Source organism: Bacillus sp. SJS, assembly GCF_000732485.2.
In the GTDB taxonomy this organism is placed as follows: Bacteria; Bacillota; Bacilli; order Bacillales; family Bacillaceae; genus Metabacillus_B; species Metabacillus_B sediminis.
Genome location: NZ_JAQV02000007.1, coordinates 91966 through 105990 on the forward strand (window position 1 = coordinate 91966; position 14025 = coordinate 105990).

At 43.9% G+C, this 14025-nt stretch carries 16 protein-coding genes; 4 read left to right on the top strand and 12 right to left on the bottom strand.

Annotated elements, in window-relative coordinates:
- Positions 1-5 precede the first annotated feature (5 nt).
- Positions 6-1079, bottom strand: a complete 1074-nt coding sequence (locus AS29_RS04065; RefSeq protein WP_035409556.1) for a M42 family metallopeptidase — start codon at positions 1077-1079, stop codon at positions 6-8.
- A 108-nt stretch (positions 1080-1187) separates the two neighbouring features.
- Here AS29_RS04065 and AS29_RS04070 point away from each other — a divergent pair, with 108 nt between their 5' ends.
- Positions 1188-1499, top strand: coding sequence for a hypothetical protein (locus tag AS29_RS04070; RefSeq protein WP_035409559.1), 312 nt, complete (start codon positions 1188-1190; stop codon positions 1497-1499).
- Between the two features lie 124 nt (positions 1500-1623).
- On the opposite strand, the gene AS29_RS04075 is transcribed toward AS29_RS04070, so the two are convergent.
- Positions 1624-2466, bottom strand: coding sequence for a YtnP family quorum-quenching lactonase (locus tag AS29_RS04075; protein WP_035409562.1), 843 nt, complete (start codon positions 2464-2466; stop codon positions 1624-1626).
- 134 nt (positions 2467-2600) lie between these two features.
- Positions 2601-3254 carry a tRNA (guanosine(46)-N7)-methyltransferase TrmB gene (gene trmB, locus AS29_RS04080; protein ID WP_035409565.1) on the bottom strand — a complete coding sequence of 218 codons (654 nt, stop codon included), beginning with the start codon at positions 3252-3254 and terminating at the stop codon, positions 2601-2603.
- A 232-nt stretch (positions 3255-3486) separates the two neighbouring features.
- On the opposite strand from trmB, the gene AS29_RS04085 reads away from it, so the two are divergent.
- The gene (locus tag AS29_RS04085) at positions 3487-3765 is read left to right on the top strand and encodes a YtzH-like family protein (RefSeq protein ID WP_035409567.1); all 279 of its coding nucleotides are present in this window, start codon (positions 3487-3489) and stop codon (positions 3763-3765) included.
- A gap of 1 nt (position 3766) precedes the next feature.
- Here the strand turns inward: AS29_RS04085 and AS29_RS04090 are convergent, their stop codons facing one another.
- The 6 genes from AS29_RS04090 to thpR all read right to left on the bottom strand — a co-directional run bounded on the left by AS29_RS04090 (position 3767) and on the right by thpR (position 9692).
- The gene (locus AS29_RS04090) at positions 3767-4573 is read right to left on the bottom strand and encodes a phosphotransferase family protein (protein ID WP_035409570.1); all 807 of its coding nucleotides are present in this window, start codon (positions 4571-4573) and stop codon (positions 3767-3769) included.
- A gap of 257 nt (positions 4574-4830) precedes the next feature.
- Complete coding sequence (pulA, locus tag AS29_RS04095; protein ID WP_035409574.1) at positions 4831-6975, bottom strand: type I pullulanase; 2145 nt, start codon at positions 6973-6975, stop codon at positions 4831-4833.
- A 134-nt stretch (positions 6976-7109) separates the two neighbouring features.
- Complete coding sequence (locus AS29_RS04100) at positions 7110-8051, bottom strand: nuclease-related domain-containing protein (protein WP_035409577.1); 942 nt, start codon at positions 8049-8051, stop codon at positions 7110-7112.
- An 11-nt stretch (positions 8052-8062) separates the two neighbouring features.
- Positions 8063-8743, bottom strand: a complete 681-nt coding sequence (locus AS29_RS04105; RefSeq protein WP_035409579.1) for an LrgB family protein — start codon at positions 8741-8743, stop codon at positions 8063-8065.
- The gene (locus AS29_RS04110) at positions 8740-9126 is read right to left on the bottom strand and encodes a CidA/LrgA family protein (RefSeq protein ID WP_051860753.1); all 387 of its coding nucleotides are present in this window, start codon (positions 9124-9126) and stop codon (positions 8740-8742) included. Before AS29_RS04110 ends, AS29_RS04105 begins: the two co-directional genes overlap by 4 nt.
- Positions 9126-9692: an RNA 2',3'-cyclic phosphodiesterase gene (thpR, locus tag AS29_RS04115; protein WP_035409583.1), complete on the bottom strand. Its 567-nt coding sequence runs from the start codon at positions 9690-9692 to the stop codon at positions 9126-9128. The genes AS29_RS04110 and thpR overlap by 1 nt, the downstream gene beginning before the upstream one ends.
- Before the next feature lie 134 nt (positions 9693-9826).
- Between thpR and cysK the strand changes: the two genes are divergently transcribed.
- Entirely contained in the window at positions 9827-10759 is a 933-nt protein-coding gene (gene cysK, locus AS29_RS04120) for a cysteine synthase A (protein WP_035409586.1), read from the top strand.
- Positions 10760-10852: 93 nt separating this feature from the next.
- Here cysK and AS29_RS04125 read toward each other — a convergent pair whose 3' ends face one another.
- A complete protein-coding gene (locus AS29_RS04125) occupies positions 10853-11647 on the bottom strand; it encodes an SDR family NAD(P)-dependent oxidoreductase (RefSeq protein WP_035409927.1) in 795 nt (264 codons plus the stop codon).
- A gap of 180 nt (positions 11648-11827) precedes the next feature.
- Here AS29_RS04125 and AS29_RS04130 point away from each other — a divergent pair, with 180 nt between their 5' ends.
- Positions 11828-12184, top strand: coding sequence for a winged helix-turn-helix transcriptional regulator (locus AS29_RS04130; RefSeq protein ID WP_035409589.1), 357 nt, complete (start codon positions 11828-11830; stop codon positions 12182-12184).
- A 161-nt stretch (positions 12185-12345) separates the two neighbouring features.
- Here the strand turns inward: AS29_RS04130 and AS29_RS04135 are convergent, their stop codons facing one another.
- Together AS29_RS04135 and AS29_RS04140 are read right to left on the bottom strand one after the other, a co-directional pair.
- Positions 12346-13134, bottom strand: a complete 789-nt coding sequence (locus AS29_RS04135) for a sugar phosphate isomerase/epimerase family protein (RefSeq protein ID WP_035409591.1) — start codon at positions 13132-13134, stop codon at positions 12346-12348.
- On the bottom strand, positions 13131-13964 hold the full coding sequence (locus AS29_RS04140; protein ID WP_035409594.1) for a phytanoyl-CoA dioxygenase family protein: 834 nt from the start codon (positions 13962-13964) through the stop codon (positions 13131-13133). The genes AS29_RS04135 and AS29_RS04140 overlap by 4 nt, the downstream gene beginning before the upstream one ends.
- Between the last annotated feature and the right edge of the window lie 61 nt (positions 13965-14025).

The following is a 14025-nucleotide window of genomic DNA, read 5'->3' on the forward strand; positions in this document are numbered from 1 at the left end:
GGGAATCAGCTGTTTGCCCGGATCGAATCCACCGTGCTTTGGTCACATGCTTTTACTAATTTAACAAGCAATTCTTTTGCCGCAGCATAATCATCGACATGAACCATGGAAGCATGTGTGTGAATGTATCTTGAGCAAATCCCGATGACTGCAGATGGAACGCCTTCGTTCGAGGTATGTACCCGTCCTGCATCCGTTCCGCCCTGGGAAACAAAATACTGGTAAGGGATGCTGTGTGTCTCCGCCATATCGAGGACAAATTCCCTCATCCCCCTGTGAGTGACCATCGACCGGTCAAGGATCCGCAGAAGTGCCCCTTTACCAAGATGCCCGAATTCTTTTTTATCCCCTGTCATGTCATTAGCCGGGCTTGCATCCATGGCGAAAAACAAGTCCGGTTTGATCATATTGGCAGCTGCCTGGGCCCCGCGCAAGCCAACCTCTTCTTGAACCGTAGCACCAGAATATAGAATATTATCGGTCTTTGCATCTTTGAGTTCCTTTAAAAGTTCAATCGACAGCCCGCAGCCATACCGGTTGTCCCATGCCTTAGCCATAATTTTTTTAGGATTGGCCATTGGGGTAAACGCACTGTCCGGAATAATCTGCTGACCCGGTTTAATTCCGATCTGCCGGGCATCTTCCTCGCTGTCTGCACCTATATCAATCAGCATATTTTTAATTTCCATCGGTTTACTCCGCTGTTCCTCACTCAATAGGTGAGGAGGAATGGAACCTATCACGCCCGGAATCGGACCATTATTCGTATGAATGATGACCCTTTGTGCAAGAAGTACTTGATTCCACCAGCCTCCGAGCGGCTGAAAGCGGAGCATTCCGTTTTTAGTAATGGAAGTAACCATAAACCCGGTTTCATCCATATGACCGGCTGCCATGATGACAGGACCATTCGGATTTCCCTTTTTCACACCAAAAATCCCGCCCAAACGGTCCTGAACCACTTCGTCTGAGTATTGCTCAAGCTGGCTTCTCATAAATTTTCTTACCTCATGCTCATTTCCCGGTGCTCCCGGAAGCTCCGTAAGCGTTCTAAAAAGATCCATAGTTTCTTTATTCATTCCGCTAACCTCTTTTCGAATTTTGTCTGTATATGTAATCACCTGGCTTAACAAGGGCGGCTAACTTAGGTATACTAAGATAGAAAAAGCTGAAGGAGGCAGATAGTCATGAAATGCAAAGGTTTAATTGCCGGTATTGGATTAGGCTTCGCAGCAGCGTACCTTTTAAAAGACCAGCTCAAATCCCCATTTATTTCGTCCGATAAAGCACTCCAGCTCGTTAAGCAGGAATTTAAGAAAAAGGGACCGATTGAAGGATCCTGGATTTATACGGTTCCAGAGGATTATTCCATCCACGAATCCAGTCATAAAGTGTATAAAACCGGAATCACGAGAACCATTGAAGGATCACTTGAGCAGTACGAGGCCATCGTGCACGCAGGAACAGGACTCTTGCTTGAAGTGAACAAGGTTTCGTAATCCCGTTTGGAAGCAGAAGAATATCTTCTGTTTCTTTTTTTAGCTCTGTTAAACTGGGCTGAAGATTGCAGTTAGCAGGTTTTAAATCAACTCCGTGGTCTACACTAGCCTTTTTTATAAAAACTTATTTTATTCTATCCACAGTGTCTACTGTTTCCTTTGAGGCATTCCATTTGATTGCCCTGTATTTGGCATCATGGTAAAACGTGATCCATGCTTCCTTTTCAGCGGCAAAGCTCAGCCATTTCTCTTTTTGCTCGATGGACGTCATCGGATAGTCATCGTAGGCCAGAACCCAAAGCACGTTATCGTGGGCATGTGTCGGCATCAAATCGGCCATATGAACGGCCGTTTCTCCCGCATCCTCTAATATAAGAATGCTGTGGCCGTTGCTGTGGCCCCCCGTGTGTACCATTTTAATACCAGGAATAACTTCTTCCTTACCGGTAAACGGTATAACCTGGTGCTCGATTGCTTTCCAATTTTCTTTCCAATATGTATTTTTAGACCGAATGTTCGGATTTTTCATCTCGTTCCATTCTATATCACTCGTAAAAATGGATGCGTTCGGAAAGACCGATTGTAATTCCCCGTCAACTTCTTTTGTAAGCCCGGTAATATGATCAAAGTGCATATGCGTCAGCAGGACGATATCAATGCCCAGTGGAGTAAGGCCAAGTTCATTAAGAGATTCTTCAACCTTTGACTCTTCCGTTACCCCATAATTTCTTAGCTGCTTATCTGTTAGCCTGCCTTTTCCAATGCCAGACTCAACAAGGATATTCTTCCCATCCTTCTGAATCAGAATCGGATCTGTTCTAAGCTCAATTTGGTTCCGCTCATTCACAGGATATTTCCTGGACCAGAGGGGTTTCGGTACAACCCCGAACATGGCGCCCCCATCCATATGAGTATCCCCGCCGTTCAGCCAAGTAAGCTTCATCTCACCAATTCGTAATGTTTCCATATAAAAATCCCTCCCTGCTTCATTTTAACAGTAATTCTGCCTATCTGAAAGCGCAGCCGTTCAATGGGAACAGAGAAAGAAAAAGAACCTGAGAATCTGCCGGCCGGCAGATACAATCAGGCTCCTGTTCATTCTTATTCACTAGGCTCGTTTTGAAATTTTGCCTCAGACCGGTAAATTCTTTGGCCTTTATTGGAGAACTTTTCTTCATACTCGGTCATAATATTTCCCTCAAAATCGCTTTGATGCAAATCAAGGCTCACAAAAGTAAGCAGCATTCCGTATTCCGAAAAGCTTCTTAATGAAAATTCAAACAAACCCTGATTATCGGTTTTGAAGTGAATCTCTCCTCCTTTTACAAGCAAGCGCTCATAGAGGCCGAGGAACGTTTTATAAGTAAGACGGCGCTTTTCATGACGCTTCTTAGGCCATGGATCAGAGAAATTCAAATACAGCCTGTCCACTTCGCCGTCCTCAAAAATATCCGTCAAAACCGCCGCATCCACATTTAAAAGCTTCAAATTATCCACTTCTGCATCAATGACCTTCTGCACGGCAATGACCATCACACTTTGAAAAAGCTCAATGCCAAGGTAATTAATATCAGGATTTGCTTTAGCCATTCCAGATAAGAATTGCCCTTTTCCTGTCCCGACTTCTATATGAATAGGATTGGAATTCCCAAAAAACTCCTTCCATTTCCCTTTTAATTCAGAAGGCTGCGCGATTGCAATATGACGGTTTTCCTGTAAAAACTCGCTTGCCCACGGTTTGTTTCTTACTCGCATCGTAACACCTCATGTACATTTTTTCAGATTCTGCTCGTTACAAAATAGCATGACTTTTCGTATTGCGCAATACTTGCCGCACCTGCAAAATAGGTTGATTTGAGAATCAACCTAGGTTTTATACAGACAAAAACCGGCAGCTGCTGCATGCCGGAGCGTAATTTTTTGGCGGGATAAAAAGCATTCAGTTGAACATCTTAAAGGTATAGCAAAAATGAAAGGAAGATGAACCATGCCCCTGGATTATCATCATCAAGTCACACTGCTAAAGGATATTCTGACTGAGCAGCAAGCAGATTGCTGCGGAACCGTTGCGGAATGCGAACAAATTGAACGGCTCATTAAATCTTTGATGGTCAATGCACAGATTGACCAAAATGTTAAAAGTGTCCTTCAGAATATTTACGAATACAGTCAAAATGGAAAGTCCGCATCTGAACTGAATCAGCACATTACTTCACAGCAGCAGAATCTAACCCAATGGATACAGGATATCGATTCCTTTTCGTAATTTAAATTTTCCGTGTCAGGAGCAAGGTTAAATTTTGTACTGCCTGATGCATTTCCTTTGCGTGGTTCTTTGAGCGGTTCCACATGAGAGAAACAATCGTCTGAGCTAGTACATACCAATACATTCGCAGACGCAGATGATCTGTTAGCTCAAGGCCATATTGGGAAAGCCAATCACTCCAGCGGCTTTCCTCAATGTATGAATACAGCAGGTTCCCCAAATCAATAGCTGGATCCGCAATAACAGCACCATCCCAATCAATCAGATAGAGCTGGTCGTTATCCGCAAGCAGCCAGTTGTTATGATTTAAGTCGCAGTGGCATACCACTTTTTCTTCTATTTCCACATCGGGCAGCCGGTCATGAAGGTATTGCAGAGCTTCTTCTATTTCAGGAAGAAAGTATGTTTCGAACTCGAGTGTATCCCGAATATCTTCAAGAATAGATGAGGGCGTCAGCGGCTGCTTCTCCAGCCGCTTCAGCATATCCAGCAGCTCTTTCGAATGATGAATCTTATGTAAAAGCGAGGCTACATGATCTCCATCCATGTCAGCAGGCTTCAACTCCCGGCCTTCCAGCCAATGCTGCGCCGTGATCACATCACCGTTTTCCATTCTCCTTGTCCAAACCAGCTTTGGAACAATTCCTTCTGCTGAGAGAACGGCAAGAAATGGCGAACTATTTCGTTTTAAGAAAAGCTTTTGTTCCCCATTTCGGGCATAATAAGCTTCTCCCGTAGCCCCTCCTGCAGGAGAAAGCTCCCACTCTTGTCCGAGCAGATGTTCCAGCCAATTTTGATTCAATGTCAACCCATCATTTCATGTTAAGATTTTTATCAATAAGCCCGTACAGCATTATTGCAGGCGAGGGCAAATGAAGATGGACTCATTCAAAAACAGTTCATCATGAGCCACTCGTTATATTTAAATATTAATTCATTTTAAGAATGTCATCATATAAAAAAAATAAAAAGACCGCTAATTGAGGCAATCACAAAGTAACATCCAATAGCCGTCCTTTTAAATTTTATCGTTTACTGGTATTTCCCGTCAAGAAAAACTAAGGCCTAAGGCTTAAACAATATATACGTTCCTATGTTTTTCAGCTTCACACTTCCTTTTTCAACCAAGCAAATTCCGTCTTGAGCTCCCGGGGAATAAGCAATCTCCCACTCATCTTCATCCGGCAAAGCAAATTCCGTGTCAAATTCCCACGCCTGATGAATGACTAAAATATTTGACCAATTTCCATACTCCCCGACATTTTTCAATAGATAATAAATGGCGTATGGCGGAGAGGGAAGGATATAAAAATGACGCTCAACCTCTTCTTTGCTGCTTAGTCTGAACCCTCCATGAGACTTCCTTAATTGGATCAGCTGTCTTATTTCTTTTATGTCCGCTTCAAATGCTTCTCTCAGGTTCCAATCTAAATGATTAATGTCATCATTTTGGTTATAGCTGTTTTCGCAGCCCTGCTTCGTTCTGTAAAACTCCTGTCCGGCATGCAAAAAGGGAATACCCTGTGACAGAATCACCATTGATGAAGCAAGTTTCTGATACTGACGGAGCTTTTCATCCGGAGCATCCGGTACAGCAATTTTTAATTTATCCCAATACGTATGATTATCATGGGATTCTACATAATTGACCGATTGCGAAGGATCCTCAAGCCATTTGGCTGAACCTTGGCTGTATTGAACAATCCCCTTTATAACAGAGAGCGCTTCATCTTTTTTTCCTTCATCCCCCATTGAAAAGCCCCTGTCTCCATGAAGGAAGGTGCTCCCCTTTATCACATCCCGGAAACGATCATTGAAAAAGGCCATTCCGGGAATTTTCTTTGCATTGATTATGGTCGTTTTTCGATCCGCTCCAAGCGGTGTTGATAAATCCCAGCCTTCTCCAAGAAGAACCGCATCTTCTTTAATCGAAGCGGCAAGCTCCCTTACCTTCCTCATCGTGTCGAGATCAAGGATTCCCATTAAATCAAAACGAATGCCGTCTATATCATATTCCTCCAGCCAATAGCGGACAGAATCCAAAATGAATTTTCTAGCCATTCTTCTTTCAGAGGCAAAATCATTTCCGACTCCTGTACCGTTTGAAGGATAGCCATACTCATCCATTCTAAAAAAATAGCCTGGCACTAGCTTTTCAAAAGAAGACAGGTTCAAATCATACACATGATTGTATACGCCGTCCATAATCATCTTCAGTCCATTTTCATGCAATGACTGGATGCATTCTTTCAGCTCTCTGATCCTTGCCATCGGATTATCCGGGTCCGTCGAGTAGCTGCCCTCAGGTGCATTGAAATGAACAGGATTGTAGCCCCAATTGTAGCCTCCGTCTTCCTCGCCCTCCTTAACTCCCTCAAAGTCATAGATCGGGAGAAGTTCAACGTGGGTAACCCCGAGACTTTTAATATAGGACATCCCGGTAGTAAAACCTTTTTTTGAAGCCGTATTTTTTTCTGTAAACGCTTTGAATTTCCCTTTCGCGCTCATGCCGCTGTTTTCGTGAATGGAAAAGTCTCTTACATGCAGTTCATAAATAATGGCATCCGTAACCTGGTTCAAAGGAGCAACCGGAATTTTATCCACCTGAGCGTCTGCAGGATTCAAAAGGACGCCCCACTCCCCGTTTATCGTCACAGCTTTTGCATAAGGATCTGCTGCTTCTCTCCATTTTCCATTAATCAAGGCACGGTATTTATAAAATTTCCCGTATTGATCCACGCCAGTTTGAGCACGCCATATTCCTTGGCCTGCCTTTCTCATCGGCATTTCGATTATCTGCTGGGCAGGATCGCTCAATAGGAGACGAACCTCTATTGCTGTAGGCACCCATACTTTTAAAGAAATTTGGGCTTCCGTAAATTCAACTCCGAGTTTACCGTCATATCCGTATAGTTCATCAAAAGCCGCCGTTCTAATTACAGCTCCCATCAGCAATTCTGCAGAGAGGCCGCTTGAATCAGTAACCACTTGCCGTTCACCGGCTTTCAGCTGGATGCTTGAATGACAAATGCATTTTACAAAATTTTCAATATCATAACAATCTGACATAGATAAAGGAGATTCGTTCCCTGCTTCATCTGTCACTGTAAACGTTTTTTTAAAGGAATGCTGACGATCTCCCGGCAGCAAAATGGTAATGGTATGAAGATCATCTAAGTAAGCTTCAAATGGGCTGTTTACACTCGTCATTGCTCTTCCCCCCTGGAGAAACTGTAAAGGAATAAATTACGATGAATACCTGCAATTGTTCAGTCTCTCCACTTATTACCGGATCTATAATTCATTTTATGTGCAATTGCCCTTCGTGTGTTAGAGGACTTCCCTTAATTTCCCTTCTCCTCCCAGTCACTGCGGATTCTGGAACGGGTTAGAGTGCAGTCAAGAATGGCTTTTACTGCCCTCAGCTGATCATGTTTGATCGGTGAAGATAAATTTCTCATTTTGCTGAACCACTCATCGAAACATCTCTTATCAGTTACCTCCACCTCATAAGGGGGTGTTTGAAAATCAGCATAACCATGTTCAAAAATAAGCCGTTTCATCACAGGAAAATCAATTCCCCTGCTTTTTATAATTCTTGAAATAATCGTGGATGTACGATGTAAATCAAGCAAAGGATTTAACGTTTTTTTTGTATATTTCCCGCTTTTAATGGTCCAAAATCTTTCTCCGGAGCCGACAAGTATATCCTCTTTTTTGCCTGAAATCCAGGAAATGCACTGAATTCCGGCAGGCGTTATTAGAACAGGACCAATCTCAACGGCCGCATTTTTCACTTCGAGAACGGCATTGTGCATATACAAATTATGATCGGGAAGCCGCTTCAGGAAAAATTGAAGTGTCTCGTCATAAAAATAGCGTCTGTCAAAATCCGACTGCTCACGAATTGTCGAGCTCGCCCATTTCAGCTGAAAGCGGTAGATCTTATCCAGAAATTCATGCTTTAAATCGTTATTGGAAGCAGGCACATGGCTAAACAGCATATTAGGGGGTTCTTCAGCCGCAAAAGCCGGAAACTCGGAAACCAGTTCTTCGTGTTCTCTTTGCTTTCGAAACGGCCATTTTCCCCAAAAGGAAGCTTTTTCTTCCCCATGATCAGGCTCTGCAGGAAACGGGACAAGATAGGGGTCGAACTGCCTTTCCTCCCAGGCCTTGTTAATTCTCTCCCACTGATGTTTTTTCAAACGGATGTATTGACCCGTATAGTGATAAGGGTCTATTTCATATCTTGATATGTAATCTCTCAGTTTGATCAATTGACCCATATCGGTCTCCTTTATAAAAGTAGTGCCGCAATTTGCGGACATAATAATGAAGCAAAAATCGCACTGAAGGTCATCGCCGCTGAGCTGACCGCACCCTCCTGTTCCCCGTATTCCAGGGCCCTGGCCGTACCGACACCATGGGATGCAGCACCATACCCTATTCCAACTGCGATTGGATTTTGGATAAGCAGCTTTTTCATCAGGAACGGTCCGAACATCGATCCTGATATTCCCGCCACCATGACATATACGGCGGCTAAAGCCGGAATTCCGTGAATCATGGATGCGATATCCATTGCAATCGGAGCGGTGACAGATTTCGGCATTAGCGAACGAATAATTTCAGAATCCATTCCGAACAGGATGGCCATATACATTCCGCTGAAAAGCCCAATCAATGTACCGGCAAAGGAAGCACCGGCAAGCAGCAGCATATGCTTCTTTAACCGGTCCCACTGATCATGCAGGGGAAATGCAAGAGCGACGACGGCAGGACCAAGGAGCATGCTGATAAAAGTTCCGCCCTCCATGTAAGCCTGGTATGCCGTTCCCGTCAGGAGCAGAACCATAATAAGGATCGCAGTACTTGTTACAATAGGAAGCAGCAGAGGAGTCGGAAGATACGTATGAACCTTTTTCATTCCATTAAAAAGAAGAATGGTTCCTGCAAAGGATAAGATGGCCGTAATCATGACTCCAACCCCTTTCTTCTGCTTTTTGCTGCTTTTCGTTTAAGTGATTTTTCCGTCATCCAGGCAGTCAAAGACATAACCAGAAACGTACTGAGAAAGGCAGCTGCTGCACTAAGAATTCCTTTTCCCTCAAATAGATGAAGATACTGGATCAGCCCCACTGTGCCGGGTACAAATAGAAGGGTTAAATTTCTCAGCAAGAATGAACTTCCCTCTCTAACCCATTCCGGCTTCATCCATCCTGCCCTTAAAAGGCAGAAAAGCAGAATCATGCCAATCATGCTCCCGGGCATTTGAAGGTGGGAAACCCTTTGTATATACATACCCGTCATGCTGATTCCAAAAAGGAGAGCGACTTGAATAGCGATTTTTACATACAGCATCAAGAATCCGCTCCTGTTAAAGGAAAAGAACGAATCGTCTTGTACTTAGGTTCTTCGTTTACATTTGTCTGCAGCAAATCAATGGCTGGCGCTTCAAATGAAGGAATGGACTCAGGGTTCCAGCCGGCCGGATTCATATATGGATCTTTTCCGTCCCATTTTCTCGCGAGGGTAATATGAGGCTTGAATGGTCTTGGATCAAGCTGAAAACCATTCTTTATGCAACTAGAATAGACTTCCTCTCTCACTTCCATCAAAGTTCTAGACGGACGGACTCCAAGCCATAAGATTCTTGGCGAATCTGCTGCTCCGAATGTTTGAATCCCGGCAAAGTCCAAATGAAAAGAAGGCAGCCTCCCTTCTATTATTTCGGATAAATCACCGCTTAACTGAAGAAGATGCTCCCCGGAAGGCGGCTCGCCGAGAAATGCAAGTGTAATATGATAATCAAACGGGTGAACCCACCGTTTGAACGGCATGCGGCTGCACTCCTGTTTGATCAATGATTGAATGATAGCTGACTGCTGTCTTGGGATGCGGACAGCCAGAAAATAATGTGTGCCCATTTTTTTACCCTCTTTGCTAAAAACTCTTATTCCTATTCTACCAAATGAACGGATTGGATACACAATTCGATGACTAGGTAAACCATCTTAATTTTTGATATGATATTTTCAAATAGTACCTGGAGGAATGACGAATGGATGTCGCAAATAATATGGCAGATTTGATTGGAAGAACTCCGCTCGTGAAGCTTAACCGGCTTGCTCCTGAAGGCGGAGCACAAATCTACCTGAAGCTGGAGTTCTTCAATCCGAGCAAAAGCGTGAAGGACCGCGCAGCCTTCCAGATGATTTCCGAAGCGGAAAAAAGCGGACTGCTTACTGAGAAGTCGACGATTATTGAACCGACAAGCGGCAATACCGGCATTGGCCTTGCCATGAACGCTGCCGCGCGAGGCTATAAAGCCATATTAGTGATGCCTGATACGATGTCCCAGGAACGAATTAACCTGTTAAAGGCATATGGAGCAGAGGTCGTCCTTACTCCGGGAGATGAAAAAATGCCGGGGGCTATTAAAAAAGCTAAAGAACTGACCGAGCAAATTGAAGACAGCTACATGCCAATGCAATTTGAAAATGAGGCCAATCCGGATGCCCACAGAAAAACGACCGCTGTTGAAATAATAGAGGCAATGGAGGGGACAGGCAAAAAGCTAAGTGCATTTGTTGCAACCTCCGGCACCGGCGGAACCATCACTGGAACTGGTGAAGAACTGAAAAAACACCTGAAAGACCTCACTGTGCATGTAGTGGAGCCTGCTGGATCTCCTGTCCTCTCAGGCGGAAAGCCCGGAAAGCATAAACTCGTAGGAACGAGTCCAGGGTTCATTCCATCTATTTTGAACGAGGAAGTATATGATGAAATTTTCCGCATCGAGGATGAAGAAGCCTACACAACGGCGAGAAGGCTTGCGAAAGAAGAAGGAATCCTTGTCGGGCCTTCATCCGGTGCTGCATGCTTCGCGGCAATCGAAGTGGCAAAGCGCCTGACGCCTGAGGATACAGTGGTATGCATAGCCTGTGATACAGGGGAACGCTACCTGTCTACCGATTTGTTTACTTTTAATTAATACAAGAAAAAAGCTTATTATCTATCCGTCTCTATGTTTAGATGTACAATTATAAAAAGCGCCGGAGCGTATACCCGGCGCTTTCAAATTGATTTAGAGGATGCTTTGAATTATACCGCCTTCTACTCTTTGTGCGGTTCCAGTGATTGCTGATGCTTTGGATGAAGCTAGGAAAACGATTGTATCCGCTACTTCTTCTACAGTAGCATACCGCTGAATCAGAGAAGTAGGCTGATCGTTTTTGAAATATTCCTTAATATATGTTTTCAGATCCATGCCGTTTTCTGATGCCATATCGTTAATGAAGGTACCAAACCCTTCCGTCCATGTTGGGCCTGGCAAGACAGAATTAACCGTTACATTCGTTCCTTTAGCTACCTCGGCCAACCCTCTGGATAAAGTGATAAGAGCCGTCTTTGAAACCCCATAAGGAACAAGCTCTGGATATGGCTTGATGCCCGCTTCACTGGCCAGGTTAATTATTCTGCCTTCATTTCGTTTAATCATATCAGGAAGGAATGCTCGTGAAAGGCGTACAGCGCTCATTACATTAATTTGATAGTAATCCAGCCACTCTTCATCTGTTACCTCTTCGAATGGTTTGACAGCAAACACCCCTGTGTTATTAACAAGGATGTCTAAATCTCCTAACTCCTTGATTTGTGCAATCAGGCTGTCCGTTTCATCTTTTTTAGAAACATCCGCTGCTATACCGTAAACCGTACCAAGGGAAGAAAGTTCTGCCACGGCTGAATCCACATTTTTTTTTGACCGTCCATTAATGATAACTCTTGCTCCTTCATTAAGAAAACTGACGGCAGCTGCTTTCCCAATTCCAGCTGTTGATCCTGTTACAAGTACTAATTTATCAGTTAAATTTAGTTTCAATACAAACATCTCGCTTTCAAGGTATTTTGTTTTTGTTTTCTCATTTTGCCTATCATTTGCTAGCTCATTCAGTATGCAATATAATTTTCAACGTGAAAAGTACGCACTTTACAGTTATTAAGTTACCATCCGGTGCCGAAGTTACCGTTTAGTACCTATAGATTTGGAGGCAAAATTTAAATGAAGAAATACACGATGCCTGTAGAAGCAGCGCTCGAAGTAATTGGAGGAAAATGGAAAGTAGTTATTTTGTGCCATTTAATTCTTGGAACAAGAAGGAATAGTGAATTGAAAAGGCTTATGCCGGGTATATCGCAAAAAATGCTTATTCAGCAGCTTAAGGAATTAGAAGAAGACAAGCTTATTTTAAGAGAGGTATTTCACGAGGTCCCTTTGCGAGTAGAATACTCACTGACGGATTATGGCTGGACTCTGAAGGATATTCTCGATGCATTATGTGCTTGGGGTGAAGTTCATATTGAACGGAATTTTGAAAATAAGTATGATGTTTTAGAAAAAAGCATTTTGAATGACTGAACAGATTAAGCGTCATGCAGAAATTTGAAAGAGGGGATTCCAAGTTACTTGTGCCCTTAGACAACAAGTAACCTGACTAACCCCTTGCCGCGAAGGTTGTTTATAATATTCAGTCGGGATGGCTAATTTAAGAAGGGATGAGGCTGACCGTCTTAATTCCTTTAAACCCTCAAACGCTCTTCCACAAAATTCCCCATCCACAGGCAGACATCCCATAAATCGGCTAATGGCCGCTGCGTAAAAGGCTCGGTATGCATGTACCCGGGAGGACCGTATTCAGGCGTAAAGCTTAAGAATCCGGCTCCTTTTTGACGGTGTGCTTCCGCTATCCTCCTCCACCATTCTGCATGGATATCCAGCTCTTCCTTATACTCCGGGGCTCTTGGATCTGGTACTTGCGGGCCCTGGCTAAATCCCACCCGCGTATGGACATGGACGGTTCGCTGAATGGCAAGCTCCAGTCGATGGGCTTGATCGTGCAGCATGGACTCACACACACATACCCAGTGACTGAAATCCGCTGTTATGCTTAAATCCTTAATATCTTTAAGCAAATGTGCCGTACTCCAGGGGGTAAACATCGCTCTTCCCCGATGCGTTTCATGTCCAATCAGGATTTGTGCCTGTTTTTCAATTTGAACAGCCTTTGTAAAGAAAACCAGCTGATCTTCATAAGGCATATCATCTTTCGCACTTTGGGAATTTATCAAGAGGGGCTGGAATTCTGCCGCATCCGCCACCTGCTTTTCAAAACTGCTTGAATCCTCTGCGAAAATTTGAGCAACGTAATCGAGCTGATGCTCCTGAAGCAGCTCCCTGAATTCGCTTTGCCGCCCATGAGCAGGCAGAGGGGATTCAATCCCGCTGTACCCTGCGTCTGAGACAGCTTTGAATTGTTCGCTGAGAGAACCCTCCATACCCCACAAGGATTTGATTCTTTTCAACTTCATTTTGTCTTGGAGTAAACAAGGGGATTCAGCGGACTGTTTACTTTATCTCCTGTTTTCAATCCAGGCATCCACTGCTTTAAGTCATTTTCCCTTGCTTCATGATCAATTTCCGATACAGTTGTACCGTCTGCCATATAAATAATGGTCATGACTTCTCTTGTCCGGTCCGTTGGATTGCCAGGCGCGCTGTGCAGTGTCCATCCATAATGGAATGTGGCATCCCCAGCGGTCATTCCCCCGTACGTCACTTTTTCTAATCCCTCTGCCTCAATATAATCGCCAAGCGTCCGGTGGGATTCGTCCGAGATCCCAAGCTTGCTGATATATCCGCGTTTATGGGATTCAGAAGCAAACGACATCGATCCCATCTCATCCGATACATCCACAAGCGGCATCCACATGGTGATGGTTTTATTTGTGTCAATCGGCCAGTATGTCTGATCCTGATGCCATGGAGTATGACCCCCGCCCGGCTCTTTAAACAGTGCCTGATCATGATAAATCCGGACGCCGTCAACTCCCAGCAAATCGGCAGCAATTTTGGCAAAACGGCGCGCCATAACAAACTTCTTAACATCCTCTGATTGCTCCCACAGGTTCATCACCTGTACAAAGGCTTTTCCATACGTATCCCTTTCTGATAAAGGTGCGAGCTTTTCAGTATGTTCAAGCGTTCTTTGATAAATCACGTCTCGATAAGCTTTAATTTCTTCCTTTGAAGCAGCTCCCCGTAAACAAATATGGCCTTTATCCTGGTATTCTTGAATTTGATTCTGAGAAAGACTGAAATCACTGCTTAAGTCTGGAAGCGTTTCCAATTGGTTTTTCAAAACAATCCCTCATTTCTTCTTGTTTACAGACGGTTTTGCCTGTTAACGTTATCATAAGGCT

Excerpts from the sequence above, each read along its gene's own strand:
- AS29_RS04065 (WP_035409556.1), bottom strand. The coding sequence starts at position 1,079 with ATGAATAAAGAAACTATGGATCTTTTTAGAACGCTTACGGAGCTTCCG.
- AS29_RS04070 (WP_035409559.1), top strand. The coding sequence starts at position 1,188 with ATGAAATGCAAAGGTTTAATTGCCGGTATTGGATTAGGCTTCGCAGCA.
- AS29_RS04075 (WP_035409562.1), bottom strand. The coding sequence starts at position 2,466 with ATGGAAACATTACGAATTGGTGAGATGAAGCTTACTTGGCTGAACGGC.
- trmB (WP_035409565.1), bottom strand. The coding sequence starts at position 3,254 with ATGCGAGTAAGAAACAAACCGTGGGCAAGCGAGTTTTTACAGGAAAAC.
- AS29_RS04085 (WP_035409567.1), top strand. The coding sequence starts at position 3,487 with ATGCCCCTGGATTATCATCATCAAGTCACACTGCTAAAGGATATTCTG.
- pulA (WP_035409574.1), bottom strand. The coding sequence starts at position 6,975 with ATGACGAGTGTAAACAGCCCATTTGAAGCTTACTTAGATGATCTTCAT.
- AS29_RS04100 (WP_035409577.1), bottom strand. The coding sequence starts at position 8,051 with ATGGGTCAATTGATCAAACTGAGAGATTACATATCAAGATATGAAATA.
- AS29_RS04105 (WP_035409579.1), bottom strand. The coding sequence starts at position 8,743 with ATGATTACGGCCATCTTATCCTTTGCAGGAACCATTCTTCTTTTTAAT.
- AS29_RS04110 (WP_051860753.1), bottom strand. The coding sequence starts at position 9,126 with ATGCTGTATGTAAAAATCGCTATTCAAGTCGCTCTCCTTTTTGGAATC.
- thpR (WP_035409583.1), bottom strand. The coding sequence starts at position 9,692 with ATGGGCACACATTATTTTCTGGCTGTCCGCATCCCAAGACAGCAGTCA.
- cysK (WP_035409586.1), top strand. The coding sequence starts at position 9,827 with ATGGATGTCGCAAATAATATGGCAGATTTGATTGGAAGAACTCCGCTC.
- AS29_RS04130 (WP_035409589.1), top strand. The coding sequence starts at position 11,828 with ATGAAGAAATACACGATGCCTGTAGAAGCAGCGCTCGAAGTAATTGGA.
- AS29_RS04135 (WP_035409591.1), bottom strand. The coding sequence starts at position 13,134 with ATGAAGTTGAAAAGAATCAAATCCTTGTGGGGTATGGAGGGTTCTCTC.